At 62.1% G+C, this 25740-nt stretch carries 28 protein-coding genes, 3 tRNA genes and 1 pseudogene; 14 read left to right on the plus strand and 18 right to left on the minus strand.

The window, feature by feature from the left end; all coding sequences use genetic code 11:
- A partial coding sequence (locus tag ACK59X_RS19115; protein WP_409955211.1) for a helix-turn-helix domain-containing protein occupies positions 1–198 on the minus strand: 198 nt, incomplete at its 3' end.
- A gap of 599 nt (positions 199–797) precedes the next feature.
- Positions 798–864: transfer RNA gene (locus ACK59X_RS19120), tRNA-Ser, on the minus strand.
- 1339 nt (positions 865–2203) lie between these two features.
- Here ACK59X_RS19120 and ACK59X_RS19125 point away from each other — a divergent pair.
- Positions 2204–3151, plus strand: coding sequence for a hypothetical protein (locus ACK59X_RS19125; protein WP_409959777.1), 948 nt, complete (start codon positions 2204–2206; stop codon positions 3149–3151).
- Here the strand turns inward: ACK59X_RS19125 and ACK59X_RS19130 are convergent.
- From ACK59X_RS19130 to ACK59X_RS19145, 4 genes are all read right to left on the minus strand, one after another.
- A complete protein-coding gene (locus ACK59X_RS19130; RefSeq protein WP_409959779.1) occupies positions 3124–3786 on the minus strand; it encodes a hypothetical protein in 663 nt (220 codons plus the stop codon). The genes ACK59X_RS19125 and ACK59X_RS19130 overlap by 28 nt on opposite strands.
- Before the next feature lie 30 nt (positions 3787–3816).
- Positions 3817–4053 carry a hypothetical protein gene (locus tag ACK59X_RS19135; RefSeq protein WP_409959781.1) on the minus strand — a complete coding sequence of 79 codons (237 nt, stop codon included), beginning with the start codon at positions 4051–4053 and terminating at the stop codon, positions 3817–3819.
- Between the two features lie 697 nt (positions 4054–4750).
- Entirely contained in the window at positions 4751–5506 is a 756-nt protein-coding gene (locus ACK59X_RS19140) for a hypothetical protein (RefSeq protein WP_409959783.1), read from the minus strand.
- A gap of 134 nt (positions 5507–5640) precedes the next feature.
- On the minus strand, positions 5641–6267 hold the full coding sequence (locus ACK59X_RS19145; protein WP_409959785.1) for a tyrosine-type recombinase/integrase: 627 nt from the start codon (positions 6265–6267) through the stop codon (positions 5641–5643).
- A gap of 130 nt (positions 6268–6397) precedes the next feature.
- Between ACK59X_RS19145 and ACK59X_RS19150 the strand changes: the two genes are divergently transcribed.
- Positions 6398–6703 carry a hypothetical protein gene (locus ACK59X_RS19150; protein WP_409959786.1) on the plus strand — a complete coding sequence of 102 codons (306 nt, stop codon included), beginning with the start codon at positions 6398–6400 and terminating at the stop codon, positions 6701–6703.
- A gap of 114 nt (positions 6704–6817) precedes the next feature.
- Here ACK59X_RS19150 and ACK59X_RS19155 read toward each other — a convergent pair.
- Together ACK59X_RS19155 and ACK59X_RS19160 are read right to left on the minus strand one after the other, a co-directional pair.
- Positions 6818–6893, minus strand: a tRNA-Asn gene (locus ACK59X_RS19155).
- Positions 6894–7000: 107 nt separating this feature from the next.
- Positions 7001–7076, minus strand: a tRNA-Asn gene (locus ACK59X_RS19160).
- 245 nt (positions 7077–7321) lie between these two features.
- Between ACK59X_RS19160 and def the strand changes: the two genes are divergently transcribed.
- Positions 7322–7861, plus strand: coding sequence for a peptide deformylase (gene def / locus ACK59X_RS19165; protein WP_409959788.1), 540 nt, complete (start codon positions 7322–7324; stop codon positions 7859–7861).
- A 51-nt stretch (positions 7862–7912) separates the two neighbouring features.
- Here def and ACK59X_RS19170 read toward each other — a convergent pair whose 3' ends face one another.
- A complete protein-coding gene (locus ACK59X_RS19170) occupies positions 7913–8446 on the minus strand; it encodes an N-acetyltransferase family protein (RefSeq protein WP_409959790.1) in 534 nt (177 codons plus the stop codon).
- A 95-nt stretch (positions 8447–8541) separates the two neighbouring features.
- Here ACK59X_RS19170 and ACK59X_RS19175 point away from each other — a divergent pair, with 95 nt between their 5' ends.
- From ACK59X_RS19175 to ACK59X_RS19185, 3 genes are all read left to right on the plus strand, one after another.
- Entirely contained in the window at positions 8542–9126 is a 585-nt protein-coding gene (locus tag ACK59X_RS19175) for a helix-turn-helix domain-containing protein (RefSeq protein ID WP_409959792.1), read from the plus strand.
- Positions 9127–9244: 118 nt separating this feature from the next.
- Positions 9245–9490: a hypothetical protein gene (locus ACK59X_RS19180; protein ID WP_409959794.1), complete on the plus strand. Its 246-nt coding sequence runs from the start codon at positions 9245–9247 to the stop codon at positions 9488–9490.
- Complete coding sequence (locus ACK59X_RS19185) at positions 9474–9692, plus strand: DUF3606 domain-containing protein (protein WP_409959796.1); 219 nt, start codon at positions 9474–9476, stop codon at positions 9690–9692. Before ACK59X_RS19180 ends, ACK59X_RS19185 begins: the two co-directional genes overlap by 17 nt.
- Positions 9693–9729: 37 nt before the next feature.
- Here ACK59X_RS19185 and ACK59X_RS19190 read toward each other — a convergent pair whose 3' ends face one another.
- Both ACK59X_RS19190 and ACK59X_RS19195 read right to left on the minus strand, forming a co-directional pair.
- Entirely contained in the window at positions 9730–10149 is a 420-nt protein-coding gene (locus ACK59X_RS19190; RefSeq protein ID WP_409959798.1) for an SRPBCC family protein, read from the minus strand.
- An 88-nt stretch (positions 10150–10237) separates the two neighbouring features.
- Positions 10238–10834 (minus strand): molybdopterin-dependent oxidoreductase, encoded by a 597-nt coding sequence (locus ACK59X_RS19195; RefSeq protein WP_409959800.1) that lies wholly within the window; start codon positions 10832–10834, stop codon positions 10238–10240.
- A 253-nt stretch (positions 10835–11087) separates the two neighbouring features.
- Between ACK59X_RS19195 and ACK59X_RS19200 the strand changes: the two genes are divergently transcribed.
- Positions 11088–11729, plus strand: a complete 642-nt coding sequence (locus ACK59X_RS19200) for a lysozyme inhibitor LprI family protein (protein ID WP_409959802.1) — start codon at positions 11088–11090, stop codon at positions 11727–11729.
- Between the two features lie 26 nt (positions 11730–11755).
- Here the strand turns inward: ACK59X_RS19200 and ACK59X_RS19205 are convergent, their stop codons facing one another.
- Positions 11756–12580 carry a hypothetical protein gene (locus ACK59X_RS19205; RefSeq protein ID WP_409959804.1) on the minus strand — a complete coding sequence of 275 codons (825 nt, stop codon included), beginning with the start codon at positions 12578–12580 and terminating at the stop codon, positions 11756–11758.
- Positions 12581–12785: 205 nt separating this feature from the next.
- On the opposite strand from ACK59X_RS19205, the gene aat reads away from it, so the two are divergent.
- The 3 genes and pseudogenes from aat to ACK59X_RS19220 all read left to right on the plus strand — a co-directional run bounded on the left by aat (position 12786) and on the right by ACK59X_RS19220 (position 15227).
- Positions 12786–13541 (plus strand): leucyl/phenylalanyl-tRNA--protein transferase, encoded by a 756-nt coding sequence (gene aat / locus ACK59X_RS19210; protein WP_409959806.1) that lies wholly within the window; start codon positions 12786–12788, stop codon positions 13539–13541.
- Positions 13538–14323, plus strand: a pseudogene (locus tag ACK59X_RS19215) (arginyltransferase). The gene aat and the pseudogene ACK59X_RS19215 overlap by 4 nt, the downstream one beginning before the upstream one ends.
- 112 nt (positions 14324–14435) lie before the next feature.
- Positions 14436–15227: an IclR family transcriptional regulator gene (locus tag ACK59X_RS19220; protein ID WP_409959808.1), complete on the plus strand. Its 792-nt coding sequence runs from the start codon at positions 14436–14438 to the stop codon at positions 15225–15227.
- A 79-nt stretch (positions 15228–15306) separates the two neighbouring features.
- Here the strand turns inward: ACK59X_RS19220 and ACK59X_RS19225 are convergent, their stop codons facing one another.
- From ACK59X_RS19225 to ACK59X_RS19250, 6 genes are all read right to left on the minus strand, one after another.
- The gene (locus ACK59X_RS19225) at positions 15307–16383 is read right to left on the minus strand and encodes a serine hydrolase (RefSeq protein ID WP_409959810.1); all 1077 of its coding nucleotides are present in this window, start codon (positions 16381–16383) and stop codon (positions 15307–15309) included.
- Positions 16384–16498: 115 nt separating this feature from the next.
- Entirely contained in the window at positions 16499–18037 is a 1539-nt protein-coding gene (locus tag ACK59X_RS19230) for a 2-isopropylmalate synthase (RefSeq protein ID WP_409959812.1), read from the minus strand.
- A 210-nt stretch (positions 18038–18247) separates the two neighbouring features.
- Positions 18248–19081 (minus strand): CDP-diacylglycerol--serine O-phosphatidyltransferase, encoded by an 834-nt coding sequence (gene pssA, locus ACK59X_RS19235; protein ID WP_409959814.1) that lies wholly within the window; start codon positions 19079–19081, stop codon positions 18248–18250.
- Between the two features lie 250 nt (positions 19082–19331).
- Positions 19332–20348, minus strand: coding sequence for a ketol-acid reductoisomerase (gene ilvC / locus ACK59X_RS19240; protein WP_007857869.1), 1017 nt, complete (start codon positions 20346–20348; stop codon positions 19332–19334).
- 64 nt (positions 20349–20412) lie between these two features.
- Positions 20413–20904, minus strand: coding sequence for an acetolactate synthase small subunit (ilvN, locus tag ACK59X_RS19245; RefSeq protein ID WP_184862540.1), 492 nt, complete (start codon positions 20902–20904; stop codon positions 20413–20415).
- A gap of 175 nt (positions 20905–21079) precedes the next feature.
- Entirely contained in the window at positions 21080–22879 is a 1800-nt protein-coding gene (locus ACK59X_RS19250; protein WP_409959816.1) for an acetolactate synthase 3 catalytic subunit, read from the minus strand.
- 317 nt (positions 22880–23196) lie between these two features.
- Here ACK59X_RS19250 and ACK59X_RS19255 point away from each other — a divergent pair, with 317 nt between their 5' ends.
- From ACK59X_RS19255 to ACK59X_RS19270, 4 genes are read left to right on the plus strand one after another with little or no spacing between them, the layout of a single operon-like run.
- Positions 23197–23766 (plus strand): RNA polymerase sigma factor, encoded by a 570-nt coding sequence (locus ACK59X_RS19255; protein ID WP_409959818.1) that lies wholly within the window; start codon positions 23197–23199, stop codon positions 23764–23766.
- Complete coding sequence (locus ACK59X_RS19260; protein WP_409959820.1) at positions 23763–24218, plus strand: DUF3619 family protein; 456 nt, start codon at positions 23763–23765, stop codon at positions 24216–24218. The genes ACK59X_RS19255 and ACK59X_RS19260 overlap by 4 nt, the downstream gene beginning before the upstream one ends.
- 20 nt (positions 24219–24238) lie before the next feature.
- Entirely contained in the window at positions 24239–25141 is a 903-nt protein-coding gene (locus ACK59X_RS19265; protein ID WP_409959822.1) for a DUF3106 domain-containing protein, read from the plus strand.
- A gap of 36 nt (positions 25142–25177) precedes the next feature.
- The gene (locus tag ACK59X_RS19270; protein ID WP_409959824.1) at positions 25178–25723 is read left to right on the plus strand and encodes an RDD family protein; all 546 of its coding nucleotides are present in this window, start codon (positions 25178–25180) and stop codon (positions 25721–25723) included.
- The last annotated feature ends 17 nt before the right edge of the window (positions 25724–25740 follow it).

The following is a 25740-nucleotide window of genomic DNA, read 5'->3' on the forward strand; positions in this document are numbered from 1 at the left end:
GGGGCTGTGCAACGGGCGGCGGGAGACGTCAGCCAAACCAAGGGAGCCCAGCTGAGCAAAGCGGGCCAGCCACTTGTAGCCCGTCTGGGGGCTGATGCCAAAGCGGCGACATAGCTCGCGCCGGTTGGCGCCCTCCTGGCAGGCCAGGGTGATGAATTCTTCGCGAAGGCTCATGGTGTCTCGGGTGCTCCAGGGCATGGTCTTGTCTCCTGGGGCCAATACGACCACAGGTGTCCACCATGTCCTCGCACACCTGTCCACCATGTGTCCGGTCCATACAGGAAGCAAGGGGGTGCCTTTGAATCCAATGAGCAAGCCTCCATTAAAAAAGCCCTTTATTCACAAGAAAATTGCCGAGACAATAGAGCTGTCGACCGCACACCCCGACATTCGAAGATTGATCGCGTCCATTGATGCCCTCTGACGGTCTTCTGCGCCAAAAATGCCGCGCCGAACGCCATAGAAGCCCTTCAATTCGCCACTCCCTGGGGAACGCCTCCAGGGCCCGCTGAGACCTCTTCGCGGGTTGCCCACCCCAGGAGATCAACAAAGCTGTTACGTTTAACACCTTGGGTCTTCCGAGCCTCCACGCGACTTGCAAAACTGGAGTGAGCAGCAGAACCCTCCAGCACTAAGAAAGGCAGCCAGCTAACTGCGCGGCCGCCTGCGTGCCGCTTCCCCAACGAGAACCACCACGACAAGCAGTTCGGTGACGGATCGGTACCAGGTCGGTTCTTCCTGAAAGCACCAATGCAAAACGCCCCAGCATCGTTGAAAGTACTGGGGCGTTTGCGATCTGGTGGCCTGGGGCGGAATCGAACCACCGACACAAGGATTTTCAATCCATCTATCAGTGCAAACGCCCCCTCCGCATAGCCACCATCGATGGACCCAGCATCAATCCGTGCGCCATCTATGCCTCATTGCGCACCGACCAAGTCGCCCGGTATCAGACCCCGCTAGACCCACGCATATCGCCTACCGATGCTGCTCATCATCAGGTCATAGCCAATAGTTCGCGGATCCGAGCAGTCCACAGAGCCTTGCCCCGCAACAACCTTACTGTAGAACCCGCCGAACCACACGACCCGCGATGCCCGCAGCCATCAACCGATGATGTGCACCCATCAACCACATCAATGCACCACCCCAAAGCAAAAAGGCCACCCCGAAGGGTAGCCTTTTACTGCCAATGAATGGCTCCTCGACCTGGGCTCGAACCAGGGACCTACGGATTAACAGTCCAGATCGCGGGCCGGGGCGTCCCTTCCTAAGTTGAAGATTTGGAAGGGGTTTTGGCGATCCTCTGCTGCCGCCATTCCTCAGCCGACCCTATGCCGACCCTGACCGCTATGCGAGGTGTCATCCGGTTGGAAAACCCGATCTGGATCAACGAGTTAGGCGCATCCCGACCGAGCGTTTCCCGACTATGGTGCCCTTTCGGTGACGCGCGCCCCTGTACATCTCCAGTCGCTCCAAAGAGACACAAACTATTACATGAGAACGCTACCTGTAGCGCATTGACCCGCTTGCAAACACTACCTATAGTGCAGCTGTCTGGGCATACAGTATCGCTTGGACAAAAGCATAGGAGTATTCACCGTGACTTCCAACACAAAGAAAACTTCGCCAAGCGTGGCTTCTCTGGCTGGGAAGACTCTCGGAAACGAGTCTTCAAACGTAATCCAGCGCACCTTGGCTGCCTCGGCGTTGCGCCAGGCCGGTACAACTGCCCAGACTGGGGCCAAGAGCGAAGGGAAGGCATCGAGGGCCCTCGACAACCCTCGCTCTGCAGCGACCACCAAGACTCTGGCGGCTTCGGTAGTAGCACAGTCAAATCGCCAGCGTAACAATGGCGAGAGATGACTTCTCTACGTCCACCAAGGATGTTCTAGCGAAGCGGGTAAACCTTTTTTGCTCGAATCCGGGGTGTGGCAAACCAACGGCAGGACCGCACTCTGATCCAGCTCGTGCCGTCAATGTTGGCGTTGCCGCACACATCACAGCTGCAGCGCCCGGTGGACCACGCTTCGACAAGGACGCCACACCGGAAATTCGCTCGTCATGTCGAAATGGAATTTGGCTCTGCCAGACTTGCGCGAAGCTGGTCGATAACGACCCCAGTTCATACACGGTAGCCGTGTTGCTTTCATGGAGAGGTAAAGCAGAAGCAAGAGCGATGCTTGCACTGCATGGGAGAACCTTGGATGAACTTCCCCAGCCCTCATCTGCAAAACACACTCCCTTGCCGCGAATTCGTTGGTTGCCGTACGACATAGCTCGACTGCAGCTTGTCGAATTCGGCTGGCATCCCATCTTGAGACACCCCAACACCAGGGACGATCCCGATATTCGCTACGGCAATGGTCCACACTATTGGGAAAAAGGCTTTCAGGAGATCGTTTGCGCTTCTCCGACGGGAACTGCCGCATGCACTTTCGCATTCAAAGACGCCTATGGTCACGTTCTTGAGGTTGCGACAGAGGGGGAGGCTGAGGCCGATATCGACTCAGAAGCCATCGTCATGTCCTGGCGCATACAGGATGCGTTGACCTCTTCCGCTCCGTCCACAACAACACCAGTCCCCGAACGCCACGCCATCAAGGTGAATCGGCGTCTTACACCAACAAATATTCTCGACTCAATTGAGGTTGGAACGCCGCCTGAAAAGGTCCGCGAACGCCTGGGAATACCTGATTTAGTATTGGTAGATACGTGGCAATATAGGTTCGTAGACACCCAAGTTGAAATCCTATTTGAGACAGGCCATGTCCACTCGGTGGTCATTGCTTTAGTTCAGAACTATAAATACCACGGACAAGATGCCACTTTTGGGGACTTCGTTCTGGGAAATATGACGATCGGGGATGTATCTGATATGGGCCATAAGCACATAGAATATCGTGACTCCATGCGCACCAAAGAGGTTATTGTCCCGATGAGAGTGGGCCCCACAGGTGCCTGGAGCGAATGCTTCTTTGGTGCTTTGGTAGTTTTCTCAGGCGCTGGCGTGCTCGCGGAAACAGAATTCGATTGGGCCCACACAGAAGGCCGTCTTTGCTCTCCTGCTCAAAGCACAGTTTTCAACTGGGTTGGTATTGGCGGCTCCGGCGGTGAACCGCCCTACTTCTCATGGTTCATCAAACCATGATTTGATTGCCATTCATCCAATGCAGTCGCTACTCCTCCTGTAGAGTAATTCGCAAGCTCCAGTGCATGCCGCCTTGCACGTTCCCTTTCTGCCGCTTGATCTTGAAAAGCGAGAGCCACCAATAGGTTGTTCCCTCCTATCCACATGTAAGACCGTAAAATTGCGGGCTGTGGATTCCGCCAAAGAAATGACACTTGATTTTCCATTTGTTTTGGCACTGTGAGACAAGCCTTCAACAGAGCTTCGAGACGTTGAGACTCCAAGCGCGATGCAAAATCCTGAAGGTTGCCTGAAATATTTTCTAGCTTGTGCGCAAAGGCATTTCGAATGTCCGCAAGCGCCAGGAAGGTCTTCTTTTCGGCCTCATCAATTATTCCCAGCGCTTGCGCCAGGGCCACCTTACCGCTTCGACCATTAATATTCAGCGACTCACAGTGACTATTAATTGCCTCGTTATGGAGATGCTCAGAAATTACTCGCCCCAATGCAGCTTCAAGTAAAACCATGAGCTTGATAGCAAACTCCCAATCACTCCCCTGCTTTCGGAGTGAAAGGTAGATACCCTCAGGAATCTGAAGCTTCTTTTCAAGCCTGATCAGTTGGGCAACATCCTCATCCAAATTTCCCTCATGCATAGTCGTACTCCTTACCAATTAATCACCGAGTCAAATTGGCTCATCCATCTCCACTGGAATGTCGTACAGGATTCGCGATCCATCGATGTGCTGACCAAGCGCTGCTGCACGCAGATTCCCACCAGCCAATGAGCGCTCGCTCTTCCCTTTGAAGAATTGGCCTGATGCCAACGGGAGCGAAGGCGGAGCAAATGGTTGAACCGTCCAGATGACCCAAACTCTTTCGCCAGAGAACAAATGAAACGATCCGACCAGTTGAGAGTTCATGGAGTTCCTGCAGGGCCAAGTCGATACCGTACATTCCGGCGCTGTAAGCACCACAGCGAATTCAACAGCGTAGCCTTCAGGGGCCGGTGCGACCCATGTGATGTTTTCTGCTTCTCTTTGTACATGCGTTGTTGCCGCCGACCATGGAACAACTATACGGAGGGCTAAAGTGAGTCCAGGCGCGATCTCAGATGGGCGAACCCACCTGTCAATGAATCTGGTCGGAGGTTTTGGGTTGAAGTTGTCGAATGCGTCTTCGTGGAAGTCCTTTGTAAAGGATACATGCCAACGTCCGGACTGGTGAAAGCTTGCTTTCATCTCACCATTCAATGCACGGCAACCGACGTAGAAGTCACTCGCGTCGTCACTCGGGGCCCACGCTTTCCATGAAGCAGCGCGATGACCAGAGATAGCGCGAACGCCGAAACGAATCTCTGAGAATGTCATCCGACTCCTAACTAATTTATCAAAAGAATTGGTGGAAAATCCAAAAACGCGGGAATTAGCACAACGAATTTTGTTAGAAAGCAGGCCTCCTGACACTATTAAAAGTATACCAGAGGCCACTGCCACCTACGCCGCGATCCTCAAATTCACCAAGGTTTTCATCATGACTGAGCGCAATTCGTCCCATTCCTAAGGCTCTTCTTGACCATCAGCATCCTTGTCGCAAAAATCAGCAGAATATTGATTTATATCAAAAATCAGCTATAAGCAATTCAACCTTAGGAAGTGCCAAAATTTCAGCATCGACTTTATGAACAAGCGCAACGCACGCACCAACCAAATCAGCAACCACCGCTTCATCCAGCGAAACTTCGTGGCCATCTTTATCATAACCTGCGCGATGAACACAGTCGTGCCTCGTCATCACAGCCTTAAAGAGCCATCCAATATTTCCAAAATCAATGTTAAACACACTTTTATACATAGGCTTAACCTTATCAAGTTGGTGAAATATCAAGTTTTTAAGATATTTTCCAATTTCATCGTGAAGCCCCGCTTGCTTGGAAAATATCTCTTTCATAGTCAAACTTCGGCCACCGAAATCTGGGTCACTTTCCACCAATGCTTGGATATACGTTTTTGACGACAGGGTTTTTGCAATAAACGTCGATGACAAATAACCCTCAACCGATGCCACAACATGAGCATAAAGCATCACATATAGACTTCTTCGCGCCTGATCAGATAATTTAACACTAAGCATCTCCCTCACCGCAGTCATGCTCTCATCAAAAAGTTCGAGTCTAGTTTTACCCTTAACATCCCACTCATCAGCATAATCATAATAGTCGCCACCTCCATCTCGATATTGCCTTTCCAACTCCTCCCATCTTGGGTGATTTTCATCCGCATCCTCATCGTCCAATTGCTCCCGAATCCACCGAGTCACTTCTTCTCGGTAGTCTTCCTCGATCTGCTCCTCCCACATCCTCTTAGTTAAACTCATATATATCCTTTGTTTAATAAATAATGCAAACGAACACAAGCCTAGTGTCCTGCAAGCGGCCCGATACCGCAAAGTCTTAATGTGAGTTGAAGACCTCCGGGCCGCCCATAAGAACGTACCAGAGGCCCCTACAACTACGCCGCCAGCTTCAACTTCACCGGCGCCCTCAACATCACCGACGCGCTATTTGCCGCCTCCTGCAGCGACTTCGAGTCCAGGTGTGCGTACCGCTGGGTCACCGAGGGGTCGGAGTGCCCGAGGATCTTCTGCACCTCATACAGCGACCGCCCGCTGTTGATCAGGAACGATGCGTACTGGTGACGCAGGTCATGGATGCGCAGGTCCGGCAATCCGGCTTTCTCTCGCAGCCTGGTCCACACCTTCATGATGGTCGTGTAGGGCTTCCCGGTCTGGAAGTTCACGAACACATTCGCATGCTTCCCCTCGGTGCTCAACTGATCCAGCACCTCCAGGGCGGAGTCATTCAATGGCACAGACCTCATCCGTTTGGACTTGGAATGCTCCGCTGAAATCCGCCACACCCGCTGCCCCCGATCAATCTGCCCCCACTTGGCCTGCAGGGCTTCGTTGAGGCGCGCCCCGGTGCTCAGCAGGAACAACGCGATCTGGCACACCGTCCTGTTGTCATCGGTTCGCAGTACATCCAGGAGGCGCTGCAGTTCTTCTTCGTTCAGGTAGCGCTCGATCTTGTTGTCCTCATTGAACAGGGGCACACCCGACGCCGGGTTCTTGTCCAGCAAGTCCTAGCCATCGATATGCCGAAGACATGCAGAATAGTGGGTCGCCTCTGGCGGCAGTTCAAGGCACCTTTACGGCAAAGCACGAAGACCTGTTCGTCAGCAAGACAACTCCCAGGATGGAAAGCACAAGATGCAATTGACCGAACAAGAACAGAAGATGGTGAGCCACCTGCGAAAGCAGCACAACGGATGGCGCACCAACCGCGTTGTCATCGTGGTAGCTGCGGTGATCATGCTTGGCCAAGGCATACGACTCGTTTGGTCAGGCCAGTCGGACTTGGGAATTCTGTACTGCGCCCTGTCCTTCGGCTTTTTTTCTTACACGCTGGGAAGTTGGACAGGTCGGCCTGAGTTTTATTTGCTGCTGCGCCTTATCGAAGAAAAAGGCCAAGCGTCTAAAACGCTCCCCTCATCAGGAGCCCAGGATCAAGGGTAATTGCGGCCCTCAGATGTTGGTACGAGGTCCATACAGCACACCTATCGCACCAGCATGGACGCCACCCCAAAGCAAAAAGGCCACCCCGAGGGGTAGCCTTTTACTGCCAATGAATGGCTCCTCGACCTGGGCTCGAACCAGGGACCTACGGATTAACAGTCCGGCGCTCTACCGACTGAGCTATCGAGGAATGATCGGTACTATCTGTCTGACGATGATGTGCTGCAGTGGTGGCAAGCGTGCTCTGCGCTTGCCGGTGGTGTGCCCGATTGCAGCGGGGCACAGCACGTGAATTCTTGGCTCCTCGACCTGGGCTCGAACCAGGGACCTACGGATTAACAGTCCGGCGCTCTACCGACTGAGCTATCGAGGAACAAGACTTAGATTATATACACAAAATTCGGGCGTTTTCCAGTCGTGGCGATGTTTGGTGCAATCTGGGCGAAAAGTTCTGCGCGCGACGGGGGCGCCCACGCAGGGCGCTGCGGTGCCCCGCCCCACTGCAGCGGGGCTGGCGGCCTTGGGGCATGATGTGCAGTTGGCCAACTAGCTGGCTCGCTGACCGTACCGGCTGACTGGCAACCACATACATACAGCACATCCTTCGTCTCACCCACCATGACCATCCACACCATCCTGAAGATGGGCGACCCGCGCCTGCTGCGCGTGGCCCAGCCCGTGACCGCGTTCGATACGGACGAGCTGCACCTGTTGGTGCGCGACATGCTGGAGACCATGCAGTCCGTGAACGGCGCGGGGCTGGCGGCGCCGCAGATCGGGGTGGATCTGCAGTTGGTGATCTTTGGCTCGAACGAGCGCAACCCGCGCTACCCGCACCGGCCCATCGTGCCGCCCACGGTGCTGATCAACCCGGTGATCACGCCGCTGGGCGATGCGGAAGAAGAGGACTGGGAGGGCTGCCTCTCGGTGCCGGGGCTGCGCGGCAAGGTGCCGCGCTGGGCGCGCATCCGCTACACGGGGTTCGACCTGTATGGTGACCCGATCGACCGCACGGTGGATGGTTTCCATGCGCGGGTGGTGCAGCACGAGTGCGATCACCTGATCGGCAAGCTGTACCCGATGCGGGTGCGGGATTTCACGCAGTTTGGGTTCACGGAAGTTCTCTTCCCCGACATCAGCGCTGCGGAAGACGACTGAAGCTGCGGCGACAAATGGGCAAGCCAGCCCGTCAGTCGATCAATCAATCAATCAATCGCTCTTGCGCCCTGCTCCATCCGGATCCGTGCGCGCATCGAGCTTGAGCTGCAGAAAGGCCAGGTCCAGCCATTGGCCAAACTTGGTGCCCACTTCGGGCAGCAGGCCCACCTGGGTGAAGCCCAGGCGTTCGTGCAGCTGGATGGATGCGGTGTTGCCGGCTTCGATGCCGGCGACCATGACGTGCTTGCCGATGGCGCGGGCGCGTTCGATGAGGGCCTGCATCAAGAGCTTGCCCAGGCCGGCGCCGCGGGCGTTCTGGTGCACGTAGACGGAATGTTCCACCGTGTGGCGGTAGCCGTCGAAGGCGCGCCAGTCGCCGAAGGATGCGTAGCCGGCCACGCCGCCCTGGGCGTCGATGGCCACCAGCACGGGGTAGCCCAGGCGCTGGCGGTCGGCCAGCCAGGCGGCGCGGTTGGCGGCGTCGACCAGGGTCTCGTTCCAGATGGCGGTGGTGTTGGCCACGGCGTCGTTGTAGATGGCGAGGATGCCTTCGATGTCGCCGGTGTGGGCGTCGCGTATCTGCATATTTACTTCCGTAAGTCCACATCCACCGCTGCCTCGATCAGCGTGGTGGACACGACCATGATTTTGATGGAATATTGTCCATCATGATAAAACAAATGTCCACCAAAGTAGACGGCGCCGTCGACAGCCTGAGCCAGCGCATCGGTGCCCGTGTGCGCATCGAGCGCGAGGGCCGGGGCTGGTCGCTGACCGATCTGGCCACGCACTCTGGCGTGTCGCGGGCCATGGTGCACAAGCTGGAGCGGGGCAAGTCGAGCCCCACGGCGACGCTGCTGGCGCGGCTGTCAGGCGCGTTCGGGCTGAGCATGTCGCAGCTGATCGCGCGCGCCGAGGCCAAGGAGGGGCGGCTGCTGCGCCGGGCCGAGCAGCCGGTGTGGACCGACCCGCAGACGCACTATGTACGCCGCCATGTCTCGCCGCCCTCGCACGACCTGCCGCTGGACCTTGTGCAGGTGGAGCTGCCCGCGGGCGCGCGGGTGCCGATGCCCGCGTCCGCGTACGTGGCACAGCGGCAACTGATCTGGGTTCTGCAGGGGGCGCTGGTGTTCATGGAAGGCACCACCCGCCATGCCATGGAGGCGGGTGACTGCCTGGAGCTGGGGCCGCCTGCCGATTGCGAGTTCTGCAACGAGGCGGCCACGGCCTGCACCTATGCCGTGGTGGTGATGCGCAAGGGCTAAAAAAGAGCGCGTCTGGCACCTGGGAGCCAGCCCCACGACGGGCGCAGCCGCCCACGTCCTACACCCTGCCCCGGGCTGCCGGCCTAGGATGAAGGCTCCCTATCATCAGGAGCAGGCCATGCCCAGCAAGACCCCGACCCCCGCCAACTCCGGCCACAACCAGTACGGTTTGAAGGACGAGTCCGGCACGCTGGGCCAGACCTATGCGAACCGCCCGGGCGCGGAGCAGCCGGGCCATGGCCCGGTGGATGCGGTAGACCCCTCTGGCCATCGGCTGGGCGACATCGAGGAGCACCCCAGCCCCAAGCCGGCTTCACGCCAGGGCACAGGCGTGACGGGCGAAACCGATGATAAGCGGCGCTGACCCCGCGACCGGCAGCGATGGCGACGACGACCCGGCCGATACCGAGGTGGACCGCCGCTTCGTGAGCCTGGCGCATGAGCCCGAAATCCAGGCCTGGATGGCGTCGCTCGAATGCACGGAGCAAGAGCTGCGCGAGGCCGTGGCGGCCGTGGGCAATTCGGCCGATGCGGTGCTCAACCACCTGACGCGCAACAAGGACTGAGGTTGACGGGCCGTGCCGCCGAAGCACAGCCTTTGCATCAGGGGCGCTGCTGCCGCTCCAGCAATTGCTGCAATGCGGCCAGGTCCTTGCGCACGTGGGCAACGTCCGCATCGAAGTCTGCCTGGCTCACACCCTGAGGGCGCAGGACCACAAAGCTCAGCAGGCTGCCATGCTCACCACACGGTGTGACGCGGAAGGCGTTGTGCACCGTGGTCCCGTCGGGCAGCGTCACATCATGGTCGAGCACGCCATATGGGTTGTGCGGCGCCATGTCGACCCGGACCTTGCCCATGGGCGAATCGGTGAACCACTGGCCATCGCGCTGCTCGATGCCGGTGGCCAGGCCCGAGGCCCATTGGGGCAGGTTCTCCATCTGGCGGGCGAAGTCGTAGACCACCTGCGCGGGTACGGCCGCGGGCTGGCTGACGACGAGGGCTTCTTGAAAGGTTGTTGCCACGGGGTTGCCTTCCATCAGGGTTCGGGAGCTCAGCGATGGTAGGCCAGCGCCGGGACCGGGCGCGCGGTTTACGGCACCGTCCTACAGGTCAGGCCGCCTTCACATCGATGTGGTACAGGCCCCAGGGGCACAGGGCAAAACGCTCCTGCACGGGCTTGTCCTTGAAGGGGGCGACGTTGTCCGCGTCGTACACGGCCCACTGCGGGCCCAGGCCGCCCAGCGCCATGGGCTGGCCGTCCAGGCGCGTGGCGACGATCATGCGGTACTGCGCCGCATCGGCCAAGCTGACGGCCACGTTGTAGCCGTCCACGGCGCGCAGGCCCAGTTGCACATTGCTGCCCCGCGCGACGCCAGCGGCTTCGAGCACGGTGACCAGCAGCGGGCCTTCCAGGGTATGGACCTTGCTGTCGTATTCCAGCGTGGGCTTGATGGTCACCGCGGGCAGGCGCTGCAGGGCAGCAGCGTCGAACGCGAAGGCCTTGCTGAACTGGATCTTGTGCTTGGCCATCATCTGGTCGACAACGGGATCGAGCGCGCCGCGGTTGGTCTTGCCGACGGCACCGCTCACGGTGAGCAGCGCGGGCTGGGCGGCGCCTGCCTTGGCATTGGGCGCGGCGATGGCGCTGGTGGCGGGCAACACGCCTGCCAGGCCGATGGTGGTGACGAAGTGGCGTTTGTTGATCATGTTGGAACTCTCCGGTGTTGTTGGTATGGGGCACGCCGATGGGCGGCGGGCCGTAGGGTGCGTCTGGCGCATCGGAGTGTCAAGCGCCGATTGGCCATCGCCGGGACTGCAGCGCAACCAGAGGCTCGCACTTTGTTCTAGTACAAATTGCCCATTGCACTGCGACGCGCACAGTACAAAGTGATTGATTGCACCACCCCTCTCCCGCACACGGCTTCGTATGATGGATGCACGCCTTCACGACCACCGCACCATGCACCTGAACCGAACGATACGGCCCTGGCTTGCCGCAGCCGCCCTACTGGCCTTCGGCACCCTGGCCAGCGCCGCCAGCTTCGACTGCGCCAAGGCCAAGTCGCCCATGGAAAAGCTGATCTGCTCCGACGCGCAGCTGTCCACGCTGGACGAGCAGCTCAACACCGCTTTCAAGGACGCGGTCACCCGCTCCAAGGCCCGGCCGCAGTTGGTGCAGTGGCAGCGCGAATGGCTCAAGTCGTATGAGGTCACGCAGTGCAAGGATGCGCGCTGCCTGGCCAAGGAATTCACGGCCCGCATTGCGCTGTTGCAGAGCGTGGCGCCCGCCACCGCCGCCAGCGCCGAGTGGAATGGCGTGTACACCGACAAGGACCACGCCGACCTGTCCCTCGTCGCGCTGCAGGACGGCAAGGTCTACGTGGCCGGCGATGCCGTCTGGTACGGCCCCAATGCCGCCAACGGCCAGGTGAACGTGGGCGAGATACGGGGCGTGGCCAGCCTGCGCAACGGGCTGCTGGCGTACGACGGTGGTGGCTGCACCGCCACGATGGCGCTGCAGCGTGGCGGCCTGGTGGTGCAGGAAGAATCGGGCTGCGGCGGGATGAACGTGACCTTCAAGGGCCAGTACCGGCGCAAGTGAGGGGGTAGCAGGTCGGGAAACTCCGCTCAGTGAGAGACTTTGCACACTCCTGACTCACACTGTATTGCAAGCGATTTTCCACTGGTGCAACGCACGGTCCATCCTTTCACTGCTGGCGTCCCAGCGTCTGCTGGCGAAATGGATTGCGGCTTGCAGTCTGCCGCCCTCGCCAGCAACTCAACCGCCGATCGGGTCGGCGCATCAAGCGAAGGGTCAACCTCTGCGGGCGGCGCAGGAGGTGTCAATGCCTGGAAAGCCTCGTTGTACTTGCTGCCGGCATAGGCCCAAAGGGTGGTCCTCGTGTTTGTCACATTCAGCCCGGAATGAAAACCGAGCAAGTCCGCCCGCACCGTGGGCAATCCATATTTGCGCACTAGCCATTCCATGTTCGTCAAGCCAACAGGCAAGCCGCCCGCATACGCCAAGGAGTTATCGCGTCGCGCGTAGAAGTCAATGGAATGCTCCCAGAACACAGCGGCATCCCGGTAGGCTTCAAGCGATGCATTGAGTGACGCCATGGCTGGTGCTGCGAATTCACCCGCATCCTGGCGGAAGGCAGCCACCGCCTTGGCCAAGTCCAGCATCGCCACTTGGTAGTTGTTGTAGGAGGTTCCGATATCGAGGCCGGCCTGCATGTTGCCGAACGCCTTCTTGAGCGCATCCACCGCCACTTGGCGCCTTTCGGCCTGGGGTGCTGAAGTCCCCGCCGCACCCATTGCAGCCTTCAGGCATTCCATGCGCTTGGCAGGGTCGCTTATGGCATTGCAGGCCTCTAGCAGCACCAAGGCGGGCTGGGCCGCGACGTACAGGGGCAGGGCCAGGGCCGCAAAGATCCACAATTTTTTGCTCATCCAGCTTCCCTCAGATTCTTGGTGCATCCAATGCAATGCGTCGCTCGGCCTTAATCGCACGGCAATGCCGCACGGCGACATCTGCCACAAATTGTACTGACAGCACGCCCCGCAGCGACGTGCCGACGGCCTTCTGCACGGCCTTGAAATCACACACCTTGCCGCACAATCACCCCATCCACCAGATTCTTTCAATCACCTGCCCATGCCCGCCCAACTCCCCTGGCTGGAACCCCATGACCCCTTCCCCAGCCCGGCGAGCGCCTGGGGCCCCGATGACCCGGCGCCGGGCCTGCTGGCCGCCGGGGGCGCGCTGGATGTGCCGCACCTCCGGGCCGCCTACGGGCAGGGCACGTTTCCCTGGTTCAGCGAGGGCCAGCCCATTCTGTGGTGGGCGCCCGATCCGCGCATGGTGTTGCCGGTGGCGGAGTTCCGGCTGCACCGATCGCTGCGCAAGGTGGTGCAGAGGTTCGCCGCCAGCAGCCATTGCGAGCTGCGGGTGGACAGCGCCTTCGGGCGGGTGATACGCGCCTGCTCGTCCACCCCGCGCGAGGGGCAGGCGGGCACCTGGATCGTGCCCGACATGGTGCGCGCCTACGAGGCGCTGCACGCGGCGGGCTCGGCCCACAGCGTGGAGACCTGGGTGGACGGGCAACTGGTGGGCGGCCTGTACTGCGTGGCGCTGGGGCGCGCGGTGTTTGGCGAGTCGATGTTCGCGCATGCGACCGATGCCTCCAAGATCGCGCTGGCGGCGCTGGTGGCGATCTGCCGCGTGCACGGGGTGGCGCTGATCGACTGCCAGCAGAACACGCGCCACCTGGCTTCGCTGGGCGCGCGCGAGATCCCGCGCAGCGAGTTCCTGCGCCATATCGCGGTGGCGCTAGACCTGACGGGCGGCACATGGGGTTTCGAGCCCGTATACTGGAACCAACTGTTGCCCCACCCCTCGCCCATGGCATGACGCAACTCAACGACCTGCCGCTGCAGACCCTGCAGTTCTATGCGACAGCGCCCTATCCGTGCAGCTACCTGCCAGACCGGCAAGCGCGTTCGCAGGTCGCCACGCCCAGCCACCTGATCCAGAGCGATGTGTACTCGGGCCTGGTGGCCACGGGGTTCCGGCGCAGCGGCATGTTCACCTACCGCCCCTATTGCGACGGCTGCCAGGCCTGCACGCCGCTGCGCGTGCGCGCGCAGGAGTTCCGCCCGGACCGCAGCCAGCGCCGCGCCGCGGCGCAGCACGGCAAGCTGCAGGCACGGGTGCTGCGGCTGTGCTTCGTGCCCGAGCTCTAGCAGCTGTACCTGCGTTACCAGAACGGCCGCCACGCGGGCGGCGGCATGGACCAGGACAGCATCGACCAGTACACCCAGTTCCTGCTGCAAAGCCGGGTCAACTCGCGGCTGGTGGAGTTCCGCGAGGTGGATGAGGCCACCGGCGAGCCTGGGGCGCTGAAGATGGTGTCCATCCTCGATGTGCTCAACGACGGCCTGTCGGCCGTCTACACCTTCTACGAGCCCGAGCCACGCGTCAGCTACGGCACCTACAACGTGGTCTGGCAGATCGAGCAGGCGCGCTCCATGGGCCTGCCCTATGTCTACCTGGGCTACTGGATCGAGGCCAGCCCCAAGATGAACTACAAGGCGCGCTTCCTGCCCCATGAAATCCGGCAGGACAATGGGTGGCACCGCGTGGACCAGCGTCACCCAGGCGGCACCCCGGGCGGGGCCTCCCAGAGCACCTGATGGTGCCATTGCATTTCACAAGGTAAGATGCAGAGGCCCTGAAGTCCTGCAGCCCATGAAATAAAACGACCCTGGTATACCCGTCAAACCCAGCGTCCAGGTACTGGAGCGCATGTTCACGCTGATCGACGTGCTCGCATCGCGTGAAGACGCCATCTCGCTCAAGGAGATCAGCGAGAAGACGGGGCTGCACCCCTCCACCACGCACCGCATCCTGAACGATCTGACCATTGGCCGCTTCGTGGACCGGCCCGAGTCGGGCAGCTACCGGCTGGGCATGCGCCTGCTGGAGCTGGGCAACCTGGTCAAGGCGCGGCTGAGCGTGCGCGATGCGGCCCTGGCCCCGATGCGCAACCTGCACAAGCTGATCCAGCAGCCGGTGAACCTGAGCATGCGCCAGGGCGACGAGATCGTGTATGTGGAGCGCGCCTACAGCGAGCGCTCGGGCATGCAGGTGGTGCGCGCCATCGGCGGCCGTGCGCCGCTGCATCTCACTTCCACCGGCAAGCTGTTTTTGGCCGTGGACGACCCCCAGCGCGTGCGCGCCTACGCCACGCGCACGGGCCTGGCGGGCCACACGCGCAACAGCATCACCCAGCTGCCGGTGCTGGAGCGCGAGCTGGCCAAGGCGCGCCAGTACGGCACGGCGCGCGACAACGAGGAGCTGGAGCTGGGCGTGCGCTGCATGGCCGCAGGCGTCTACGATGACCAAGCCAAGCTGGTGGCCGGCCTGTCCATCTCGGCCCCGGCCGACCGGCTGGACGAGGGCTGGATGGCCAAGCTGCAGGCCACGGCGCAGGAGATCTCGCTGGCACTGGGTTATGTGCCGGCCAAGGGCCCTACCTCGCCCCTGTCCTCATCCTCCCTGCACAGCGGAGAGATCCTGCACACGCCGGTCGAGTAGCGCGGGCGGCAGGCGGCCGGCAGAAAAACAAAACCCCGGGAGCCTGCGCCACCGGGGTTTTTTGATGCCTGGGCCGGAATCAGCCGTTGGAGCTGCCGTGCACCACCGTCTTCACGGGGCTGATGGCGGCGGGCATGGATTCGACCCAGTGGCGCACGCGCTCGGCGTCGCCCAGGCGGCTGAACTTGCCGGCGGAATCCAGGAACACCATGATGATCTTGCGGCCGGCCACCTGGGCCTGCATCACCAGGCAGCGCCCGGCTGCGGAGATGTAGCCGGTCTTTTGCAGGCCGATGTCCCAGGTGGGGTTCTTCACCAGGCCGTTGGTGTTGTTGAACTGCAGGGTGCGCGCACCCAGGGCCAGCTCGTAGCCGGGCGAGGTGGACAGCTCGCGCATCACCGGGTCGCCATGGGCCACGTTGACCAGCGTGGCCAGGTCGCGGGCGCTGCTCTGGTTGCGGCTGGACAGGCCGGTGGGCTCGACGTATTTGGTGTCGGTCATGCCCAGCAGGCGGGCCTTGGCGTTCATCTGCGCGACGAAGACGTCCAGGCCACCAGGGAAGGTGCGGCCCAGGGCGTGGGCGGCGCGGTTTTCGCTGGACATGAGCGCCAGGTGCAGCATTTCGCCGCGGGTCAGCGTGGAGCCCACCGTCAGGCGCGAGCGGCTGCCTTTTTCGGTGTCCACGTCGTCCTGGGTGATGGTGAGCTGCTCGTCCATGGGCAGCTTGGCCTGGGAGATGATCAGGCCGGTCATGAGCTTGGTGAGCGATGCGATCGGCAGAACGGCGTGGTCGTTCTTGCTCAACAGCACTTCGTGGGTCTCCTGGTCGATCACCAGGGCTACGCTGGACTTGAGGTCCAGAGGGTCATTGACTTCATGCAGGCCCGCGAGCTGGCCGAACGATGGCTTGGCGGGGATGAAGGCCACGCGGGTGGCGGCCTTGGAGGTCTTGGCCGAAACGCGCACCGGCTTGGCGGCAACGGCGGCCTTGCGCGGGCCTACGGACTTCTTGGCGGTAACCGAAGCCACCTGCTTCTTGGCGGGCGCCTTCTTGCGCTCGTTGGCATGTGCCATGGGCGACGCGAGCGCCGCACTCACAACAACAAAGCCCAAAACTTTGAAAAGACGGTTCAGTGCGGTGCGGCCATGGTGCATCAAAGTGCTCCAAAGGGTAAGAAGTGTGGGCCAGTGTACAGAATCAAAAAAAGTCGCGCAAGATCAAGACCTTGCGCGACTTTCCCAGAAAGTGAATGAATTATAGATTCAACAATTAACCCTGTGCAGCCACCCGGTCAGCTTTACTTTGTAATTTGTTCAACGCACTGAGGTAGGCCTTGGCTGACGCGACCACGATATCGGGGTCAGCGCCCACTCCGTTGACCACCCGGCCGCTGTTCTGCAGGCGCACGGTGACCTCGCCCTGGCTCTCGGTGGAGCCGCTGATGGCGTTGACGGAATACAACACCATCTCGGCGCCGCTCTTGACGTGGGACTCGATGGCCTTGAGCGATGCGTCCACCGGGCCATTGCCGCCCGACTCGCTGCGCACCTCTTGGCCGTCCACGGTGAAGACGATGCGTGCACGCGGCTGCTCGCCGGTTTCGCTCTGCTGGTACAGGGACACGAAGCCGTACTGCTCCTTTTCGGCGGTCACACTTTCGTCGCTGACCAGGGCCAGGATGTCCTCGTCGAAGATCTCGCTCTTGCGGTCGGCCAGCTCCTTGAAGCGGGTGAAGGCGGCGTTGATCTCGGTCTCGCTGTCCAGGCTCACGCCCAGCTCCTGCAGGCGCTGCTTGAAGGCGTTGCGGCCACTCAGCTTGCCCAGCACGATCTTGTTGGCGCTCCAGCCCACGTCTTCGGCGCGCATGATTTCGTAGGTGTCGCGCGCCTTGAGCACGCCGTCCTGGTGGATACCGCTGGCATGCGCGAAGGCATTGGCGCCCACCACGGCCTTGTTGGGCTGCACCACGAAGCCGGTGGTCTGGCTGACCATGCGGCTGGCGGCCACGATGTGCTTGGCGTCGATGTTGAGGTCGAGGTTGAAGTAGTCGCGGCGCGTCTTGATGGCCATGACGATCTCTTCGAGCGAGCAGTTGCCAGCGCGCTCGCCCAGGCCGTTGATGGTGCATTCGACCTGGCGCGCGCCGCCGATCTTCACGCCGGCCAGCGAGTTGGCCACGGCCATCCCGAGGTCGTTGTGGCAGTGCACGGACCAGATGGCCTTGTCGCTGTTGGGAATGCGCTCGCGCAGCGTCTTGATGAAGTTGCCGTACAGCTCGGGAATCGCGTAGCCCACGGTGTCGGGCACGTTGATGGTGGTGGCGCCCTCGGCGATCACGGCTTCGAGCACGCGGCACAGGAAGTCCGGGTCGCTGCGGTAGCCGTCTTCGGGGCTGAACTCGATGTCGGCCACCAGGTTGCGCGCAAAGCGCACCGACTGGCGCGCCTGCTCGAGCACCTGCTCGGGCGTCATGCGCAGTTTTTTCTCCATGTGCAGCGCCGAGGTGGCGATGAAGGTATGGATGCGGGCACTGTTGGCGCCCTTGAGCGCCTCGGCCGCGCGCGCGATGTCGCGGTCGTTGGCGCGCGAGAGCGAGCAGATGGTGGAGTCCTTGATGGCGTTGGCGATGGACTGCACGGCCTCGAAGTCACCGTTGGAGCTGGCCGCGAAACCCGCCTCGATCACGTCCACCTTCAGGCGTTCGAGCTGGCGTGCGATGCGCAGCTTCTCGTCCTTGGTCATCGAGGCGCCGGGCGATTGCTCGCCGTCGCGCAAGGTGGTGTCGAAAATGATGAGTTTGTCAGCCATGGGGTTCTCCTGGTATTTGATGGTGGGGTGGTCCGCAACGCTGGAATTCTGGCGCCCAAAGCAAAAGGCCCGTTGCGGGTGCATACGGGCCTTGGTGGAAAACGTGTGCGCGTGCGCCTACCGTCCTGGCCCGTGGGGGTCAGCTAGCAGTAGCAGGGCCGTGGCCAACGTGTTCATGCACACAATGTAGCACAAAGCGCCCGCAGGCGCTCACTTGTGCAGGCCGCGCTCGTCGGGCTCGTCGGTGGAGGTGCTGATCACGCTGCTGTGCTGTCCCTTGGCCTTGCGCCAGGCGTAGACACCGTAGCCGCTGAGCCCATAGAACACGAACACGCTGAACAGCACGATGGGCGGGTGGATGTTGATGATGGCGATGACCAGCGCGATCAGCACGATGGCAGCGAAGGGCACGCTCTTCTTCATCTGGATGTCCTTGAAGCTGTAGAACGGCACGTTGGTCACCATGGTGAGCCCGGCATACAGCGTGAAGGCGAACATGGTCCAGGTGACCTGGTCCCAGGTGATCCACTGGTCCACCCCGCGGCGCACGCCCAGCTCGGTCATGAGCCAGATGAAGCCGGCCACCAGCGCGGCGGCCGCCGGCGACGGCAGGCCCTGGAAGTAGCGCTTGTCCACCACGCCCGTGTTCACGTTGAAGCGCGCCAGGCGCAGCGCGGCGCAGGAGCAGTAGACGAACGCGGCGATCCAGCCCCAGCGCCCCAGGTCCTTGAGCGACCACTCATAGGCGATAAGCGCAGGAGCGGCGCCGAAGGACACCATGTCCGACAGCGAATCCATCTGCTCGCCGAAGGCGCTTTGGGTGTTGGTCATGCGCGCCACCCGGCCGTCCAGGCTGTCGAGCACCATGGCACAGAAAACGCCCACGGCCGCCATTTCGAAATTCCCGTTCATGGCCATCACAACGGCATAGAAGCCGCCGAACAGGGCGGCCAGCGTGAACAGGTTGGGCAGGATGTAGATGCCTTTGCGCCGCTTGCGCACCATCACACCCGAAGCGTCGGCAGAAGCCTTGCCGTCATGCATCGAAGAATTCCCCATCGCCAGGCAGGCTGGCGTGAACAGCTATCAAAATTATAGTAGTCGGCACCCCTGCACCGCAGGCGCATGGCACCCCTCCCGGGAACGCTTGCACGTTCCAGACCGAAGGCGCAGTGTAGCTGGTACCAGCCCCTTCCCCGCCCCCTGGGCCACCGGCGCGCCCGGCGCAGAAATGAAAAAAGGCCACCGAAGTGGCCTTTGGCAGATGGTGTGCGCGGGAAAACCGCGCAACCGATCAGTTGCGGGTCTGGTCGACCAGCTTGTTCTTGGCGATCCAGGGCATCATGGCGCGCAGCTTGCCACCCACCACTTCGATGCTGTGGTCGGCGGTGTTGCGGCGGCGGGCCGTCATGCTTGGGTAGTTCAGGCGGCCTTCCTGGATGAACATCTTGGCGTACTCGCCGCTCTGGATGCGCTTCAAGGCATTGCGCATGGCCACGCGCGACTGCTCGTTGATGACTTCAGGGCCGGTCACGTACTCGCCGTACTCGGCGTTGTTCGAGATCGAGTAGTTCATGTTGGCGATGCCGCCTTCGTAGATCAGGTCCACGATGAGCTTGAGCTCGTGCAGGCATTCGAAGTAGGCCATTTCAGGGGCGTAGCCGGCTTCGACCAGGGTTTCGTAACCCATCTTGATCAGCTCGACGGCACCGCCGCACAGCACGGCCTGTTCGCCGAACAGGTCGGTCTCGGTCTCTTCCTTGAAGTTGGTCTCGATGATGCCGGCCTTGCCGCCACCGTTGGCCATGGCGTAGGACAGGGCCAGGTCACGGGCCTTGCCGGACTTGTCCTGGTGCACGGCCACCAGGTGGGGCACGCCGCCGCCCTGGGTGTAGGTGTTGCGCACGGTGTGGCCGGGGGCCTTGGGGGCGACCATCCACACATCGAGGTCGGCACGGGGCACGACCTGGTTGTAGTGCACGTTGAAGCCGTGGGCAAAGGCCAGCGAAGCGCCTTGCTTGATGTTCGGGGCCACGTTGTTGGTGTAGACCTCGCCGATCTGCTCGTCGGGCAGCAGGATCATGACCACGTCGGCGGCCTTGACTGCGTCGTTCACTTCCATCACGTTCAGGCCGGCCTTGCCGACCTTGTCCCACGAGGCGCCGCCCTTGCGCAGGCCGACCACGACCTTCACGCCGCTGTCGTTCAGGTTCTGTGCGTGGGCGTGGCCCTGCGAGCCATAGCCGATGATGGCAACGGTCTTGCCCTTGATCAGGCTCAGGTCACAGTCTTTGTCGTAGAAAACTTTCATGGGTCGCTCCGGTTGAAATGCGTTGTTTGGGGGGTTGAAATACGGAAAAACGGGGTGGATTGTCTTACACCCGGAGAATGCGCTCTCCGCGGCCGATGCCGCTGGCACCGGTGCGCACGGTTTCCAGGATGGCCGTGCGGTCGATGGCCTGCAGGAAAGCGTCGTTCTTGGACTGGTCGCCGGTGAGCTCGATGGTGTAGCTCTTCTCGGTCACGTCGATGATGCGGCCACGGAAGATGTCGGCCATGCGCTTCATCTCCTCGCGCTCCTTGCCCACGGCGCGCACCTTTACCATCATGAGCTCGCGCTCGGTGTAGGCGCCCTCGGTGAGGTCGACCACCTTGACTACCTCGATGAGGCGGTTCAGGTGCTTGGTGATCTGCTCGATCACGTCGTCGGAGCCCGTGGTCTGGATGGTCATGCGCGAGAGCGATGGATCCTCGGTGGGCGCTACGGTGAGCGATTCGATGTTGTAGCCACGGGCAGAGAACAGGCCCACGACGCGCGACAGCGCACCGGCTTCGTTCTCCAGCAAAACGGCAATGATGTGTTTCATGGTGAAGACATTCCTCTTTTCGCTGCCCTCCCCTGCGCACGGTAATGCGCAGGCTCGGCAGGCAATAGATTCGTCAAAGGGATGCTATCGGGCTGATAGCGGTGGGTTGGCCTGCAGCCAGCCACCGGCACGCGGTGTCTGGCTGCAGGCCGCAGCGGGAGCCGGGGGCCTGTGTTTACAGGTCCTCGGAGCCCAGCAGCATTTCGGTAATGCCCTTGCCGGCCTGCACCATCGGGAACACGTTCTCGGTGGGGTCGGTACGGAAGTCCATGAACACCGTGCGGTCCTTGAGCTTGCGTGCTTCGCGCAGCGCGGGCTCGACGTCCTTGGGGTGCTCGATCAGCATGCCCACGTGGCCATAGGCCTCGGCCAGCTTCACGAAGTTGGGCAGCGCATCCATGTAGCTGTGGCTGTAGCGGCCGGAGTACTCGATCTCCTGCCACTGGCGCACCATGCCCAGGTAGCGGTTGTTCAGCGAGCAGATCTTGATCGGCGTGTTGTACTGCAGGCAGGTTGACAGTTCCTGGATGTTCATCTGCACCGAGCCTTCGCCGGTGATGCAGAACACCTCGGCCTGCGGCTTGGCCAGCTTGATGCCCATGGCGTAGGGGATGCCCACGCCCATGGTGCCCAGGCCGCCGGAGTTGATCCAGCGGCGCGGCTCATCGAAACGGTAGTACTGCGCGGCCCACATCTGGTGCTGGCCCACGTCGGACGTGATGTAGGTGTCCACGTCCTTGGTCATGTTCCACAGCGTCTCCACCACGTACTGGGGCTTGATGACGTCGGGGCTGCCCATGCTGTACTTCAGGCAGTCGCGCTTGCGCCAGCCTTCGATGGTGTCCCACCAGGCCGCCAGCGCGCCGGCGTCGGGGCGGGTGCTGCTCTCGCGGATCATGGAGATCAGCTCGGTGAGCACGTCCTTCACGTCGCCGACGATCGGGATGTCGACCTTCACGCGCTTGGAGATGCTCGACGGATCGATGTCCACATGGATGATCTTGCGGTCGTTCTGCGCGAAGTGCTTGGGGTTGCCGATCACGCGGTCGTCGAAGCGCGCGCCCACGGCCAGCAGCACGTCGCAGTTCTGCATGGCGTTGTTGGCTTCGATGGTGCCGTGCATGCCCAGCATGCCCAGGAACTTGCGGTCCGACGCGGGATAGGCCCCGAGGCCCATCAGTGTGTTGGTGACCGGGTAGCCCAGCATGTCCACCAGGGTGCGAAGTTCGTTGGTGGCATTGCCCAGCAGCACGCCGCCGCCGGTGTAGATGTAAGGGCGCTTGGCGGCCAGCAGCAGCTGCAGGGCCTTGCGGATCTGGCCGCTGTGGCCCTTGCGCACGGGGTTGTACGAGCGCATTTCCACGCTCTGCGGATAGCCGGTGTAGGCGGCCTTCTTGAAGGACACGTCCTTCGGGATGTCGACCACCACGGGGCCGGGGCGGCCGGTGCGGGCGATGTGGAAGGCCTTCTTGAGCGTGGCCGCCAGGTCGCGCGGGTCCTTGACCAGGAAGTTGTGCTTGACGATGGGGCGCGTGATGCCGACGGTGTCGCACTCCTGGAATGCGTCGAGCCCGATGGCGGGCGTGGGCACCTGGCCGGAGATGATCACCATGGGGATCGAATCCATGTACGCCGTGGCGATGCCGGTGACCGCATTGGTCAGGCCGGGGCCCGAGGTGACCAGGGCCACGCCGACTTCACCGGTGGCGCGGGCATAGCCGTCGGCAGCATGCACGGCCGCCTGCTCGTGGCGCACCAGCACGTGCTGGATGGTCTCTTGCTTGTACAGGGCGTCGTAGATGTACAGAACGGCGCCGCCAGGGTAGCCCCAGATGTACTGGACGTTCTCGGCCTGGAGCGACTTGACCAGGATCTCGGCGCCCATCAGGTCCTGGGAGCCCGCAGCGTTGGAGGAATGGGGGTTGCCCTGCGCAGCAGCGGCTGCCGAAGTGATTTCGGCCTTGGAGATTTCCATGATGATCAACCTTTGTGAATTTCTCTGACGAAAAACCTTGGGTGCTCCTTGCGTGGACTCTTGTGAAGCCAGCTTGGAACTTGAGGCCAAGGACATGGGCGTGGATGATTGCCGCGCCGGACCGTGACCCGTTTGCCTTTTGAATTGCAGCCGCGATTATCGCACTGCAACACGCGCAATTGCGCACCGTGCCTAAAAAAACACCGGGGGATGCGATAATCGGCGGCTGGACTCCCCTGTGGAGGGGTTCTGCACCTGTTGTTGGGGCGCCGCATTGGGGCGCCACCGACAACGTCCCAGTCCCGGGCTGACCCGTCTTGGCAACCGAACAAGAACTCTCCGATTTCCTCAAAAGTGTAGAAAAGCGCGCCTACAAGCGCTCGCTCTACCATGTGCGCAATGAGGAAGCGGCCCTGGACATCGTGCAGGACAGCATGCTCAAGCTGGCCGAACACTATGGGGACAAGCCGGCAGCCGAGCTGCCCATGCTGTTCCAGCGCATCCTGTCCAACAGCACTCTGGACTGGTTTCGGCGCCAGAAGACGCGCAATGCACTGTTTTCGAGCATGAGCGACTTCGAAGGGCCCGGCGAAGATGGCATGGATTTTGATCTGCTGGAGGCGTATTCCGGTCCGGACGACGGGGACAAGGCCGAAAGTGCCGAAGACCTGACCCGCCGGGCCCAGATCTTTCGCAGCATAGAGGCCGAAATACAAGAATTGCCAGCACGTCAACGGGAAGCCTTCCTCATGCGTTACTGGGAAGAAATGGATGTATCAGAAACGGCAGCCGCGATGGGTTGTTCGGAAGGCAGTGTGAAAACGCACTGTTTTCGTGCCATACAAACCCTGAGCAAAGCCCTGAAAGCCAAAGGAATAGAACTGTGAACACCACCCCCAACCTCTCCCAGGAAGCTGCAGCAGAACGTTTTGCCCGCCGCGTATCGGCGCGGCTGACGGACGGTTCGCAGGACCTGCCCTACGACATTTCGGAACGCCTGCGCGCCTCGCGCATGCAGGCCCTGGCCAAGCGCAAGGTACTGGCGCCCGTGCGCGCGCCCGCCCGGGCCAGCGCGCCGGTGGTGCTGGCCGGTGGATCCACCGCCAGCCTGGGCGCTGGCGGCGGCGAAGGCAACAGCTGGTGGAATGCCCTGGTGTCGGCCATTCCGCTGATCGCCCTGGTGGTGGGCATGTTCTTCATCAGCACGGTGCAGGACGAGTCCGGCGCCAACGAGATCGCCGAGGTCGATGCCGCCCTGCTGACCGACGAATTGCCGCCAGAAGCCTATTCAGACCCGGGATTTGTCCAGTTCCTCAAGACGGCAGCGCAGAATCACTGATTTGGCCCACTGCCCGATGCATGCATAAAGGATTTCACGACGCTCCCCCACCACTGCCAGCCATCGTGCTGGCTTTGGCGCTTCTGGGCGCGCTCTGCGCCGTGGCCGTGACGGTCGTCAGGCAGGTGGGCATGGCGCCCGCCACGCTGCTGCCGTCTGCCGCCACGCGCCCCACGCCCGCAGCCACCACGGCCCTGCGCCCCTCCAGTGGCGCCACCGCCCTGCCCTCGGAAGGCCTGGCCGAAGTGGCCGCCGGCCCGGGCTGGGAGACATTGAACACCCGGCAAAAGCTCGCGCTCTACCCCCTGGCCGAGCGCTGGGCGCAGATCAGCGAGGTGCAAAAGCGCCGTTGGCTGGCGCTGGCCGTGAACTTTCCCGAGCTGCCCGAGGAAGAGCAGGCCAAGCTGCACAGCCGCATGACCGAGTGGGCCAGCCTGAGCGCCCAGCAGCGCAGCCAGGCGCGCCTGAACTACGCCAGCACCAACCGCCTGGCCGGCGACAACAAGCTCGCGCAGTGGGAGGCCTACCAGGCCCTGACGGCCGAGGAGCGCGACCTGCTGGCCGCCACCGCCCCGCCCAAACCCCAGGGCGCGGCCACCGCGCTGCGCCCGGTGTCGCCGCGCAAGCTGGTGCAGGTGCCCGCGGCCACGCAGGCCAACCCGCTGCGCCCCAACGCGCCCAAGATCCCCCCGGTGACCGACCACGGCCCGCGCCTGGCGATGCCGGTTCCCGTCCCTGCGGCACCCGCCTCCACCGCCCCGGCACCCGGCCCTGCGGGCCCGGTGGTGGTCGAAACGGCGCCCGTGAACGTGCCCAGCGCCGTTCCCTCGGCCCTGCCTCCGCTGGCTGCGGAAGGCGCCGACCCGGCAGCCCCCGCAGCACCGCCCAGCGCCGACAATTCAGGCCTGTACCCCAACAACTGACGGCGCCCGCCGCGCCGACCGATGCCACCGCCGGAAATGCCCGCCACTCCCACCACCAGCACGCCGCAGGCGGACGCGGCGCTCCCGGCCGCGGCACCGGCCGCCACCCCCAGCCTCATGCGCCGCATGGCCTGCTGGCTCTCCGCGGGCATGCCGCTGTTCGGCGTGGAGTTCATTGCCGGCTACCTGTTCCGCGCGCTGAGCCAGCAGCGCCATGCGCTGGACCACCGCCACGCTCTGCAGGCCTTCCTGTTCGTGGTGTTCGGCATCTATTTCACCTGGTTCTGGGCCAAGGGCCAGACACTGGCCATGAAGACCTGGAACATCCGCGTGGTGGACCGCGCCGGCCGCCCCATCAGCCAGCCGCGCGCCCTGCTGCGCTATCTGCTCAGCTGGCTGTGGTTCCTGCCGCCGCTGGCGGCCGTGTCGCCTTTTGCACTCTCGGGCGGGGAAACGCTGGTTCTGGTCATCGGCTGGGTGGCCGTGTGGGCCATTCTGGCGCGCTTCCACCCACAGCGGCAGTTCTGGCACGATGCGCTGGCCGGCACGCGGCTGGTGCATTTCGAGCACCGCAAGAAATGAGCCCCGGGCGGCCGTTT

Origin of the sequence: Acidovorax sp. (assembly GCF_046339755.1) — a bacterium.
GTDB lineage: Bacteria > Pseudomonadota > Gammaproteobacteria > Burkholderiales > Burkholderiaceae_C > Acidovorax.

Excerpts from the sequence above, each read along its gene's own strand:
- ACK59X_RS19220 (WP_409959808.1), top strand. The coding sequence starts at position 14,436 with ATGTTCACGCTGATCGACGTGCTCGCATCGCGTGAAGACGCCATCTCG.
- ACK59X_RS19250 (WP_409959816.1), bottom strand. The coding sequence starts at position 22,879 with ATGGAAATCTCCAAGGCCGAAATCACTTCGGCAGCCGCTGCTGCGCAG.
- def (WP_409959788.1), top strand. The coding sequence starts at position 7,322 with ATGACCATCCACACCATCCTGAAGATGGGCGACCCGCGCCTGCTGCGC.
- ACK59X_RS19205 (WP_409959804.1), bottom strand. The coding sequence starts at position 12,580 with ATGAGCAAAAAATTGTGGATCTTTGCGGCCCTGGCCCTGCCCCTGTAC.
- ACK59X_RS19265 (WP_409959822.1), top strand. The coding sequence starts at position 24,239 with ATGCATAAAGGATTTCACGACGCTCCCCCACCACTGCCAGCCATCGTG.
- ilvC (WP_007857869.1), bottom strand. The coding sequence starts at position 20,348 with ATGAAAGTTTTCTACGACAAAGACTGTGACCTGAGCCTGATCAAGGGC.
- ACK59X_RS19230 (WP_409959812.1), bottom strand. The coding sequence starts at position 18,037 with ATGGCTGACAAACTCATCATTTTCGACACCACCTTGCGCGACGGCGAG.
- ACK59X_RS19140 (WP_409959783.1), bottom strand. The coding sequence starts at position 5,506 with ATGAGTTTAACTAAGAGGATGTGGGAGGAGCAGATCGAGGAAGACTAC.
- pssA (WP_409959814.1), bottom strand. The coding sequence starts at position 19,081 with ATGCATGACGGCAAGGCTTCTGCCGACGCTTCGGGTGTGATGGTGCGC.
- ACK59X_RS19185 (WP_409959796.1), top strand. The coding sequence starts at position 9,474 with ATGATAAGCGGCGCTGACCCCGCGACCGGCAGCGATGGCGACGACGAC.
- aat (WP_409959806.1), top strand. The coding sequence starts at position 12,786 with ATGCCCGCCCAACTCCCCTGGCTGGAACCCCATGACCCCTTCCCCAGC.
- ACK59X_RS19195 (WP_409959800.1), bottom strand. The coding sequence starts at position 10,834 with ATGATCAACAAACGCCACTTCGTCACCACCATCGGCCTGGCAGGCGTG.
- ACK59X_RS19180 (WP_409959794.1), top strand. The coding sequence starts at position 9,245 with ATGCCCAGCAAGACCCCGACCCCCGCCAACTCCGGCCACAACCAGTAC.
- ACK59X_RS19270 (WP_409959824.1), top strand. The coding sequence starts at position 25,178 with ATGCCCGCCACTCCCACCACCAGCACGCCGCAGGCGGACGCGGCGCTC.
- ACK59X_RS19135 (WP_409959781.1), bottom strand. The coding sequence starts at position 4,053 with ATGAACTCTCAACTGGTCGGATCGTTTCATTTGTTCTCTGGCGAAAGA.
- ACK59X_RS19175 (WP_409959792.1), top strand. The coding sequence starts at position 8,542 with ATGTCCACCAAAGTAGACGGCGCCGTCGACAGCCTGAGCCAGCGCATC.
- ACK59X_RS19150 (WP_409959786.1), top strand. The coding sequence starts at position 6,398 with ATGCAATTGACCGAACAAGAACAGAAGATGGTGAGCCACCTGCGAAAG.
- ilvN (WP_184862540.1), bottom strand. The coding sequence starts at position 20,904 with ATGAAACACATCATTGCCGTTTTGCTGGAGAACGAAGCCGGTGCGCTG.
- ACK59X_RS19225 (WP_409959810.1), bottom strand. The coding sequence starts at position 16,383 with ATGCACCATGGCCGCACCGCACTGAACCGTCTTTTCAAAGTTTTGGGC.
- ACK59X_RS19130 (WP_409959779.1), bottom strand. The coding sequence starts at position 3,786 with ATGCATGAGGGAAATTTGGATGAGGATGTTGCCCAACTGATCAGGCTT.
- ACK59X_RS19200 (WP_409959802.1), top strand. The coding sequence starts at position 11,088 with ATGCACCTGAACCGAACGATACGGCCCTGGCTTGCCGCAGCCGCCCTA.
- ACK59X_RS19170 (WP_409959790.1), bottom strand. The coding sequence starts at position 8,446 with ATGCAGATACGCGACGCCCACACCGGCGACATCGAAGGCATCCTCGCC.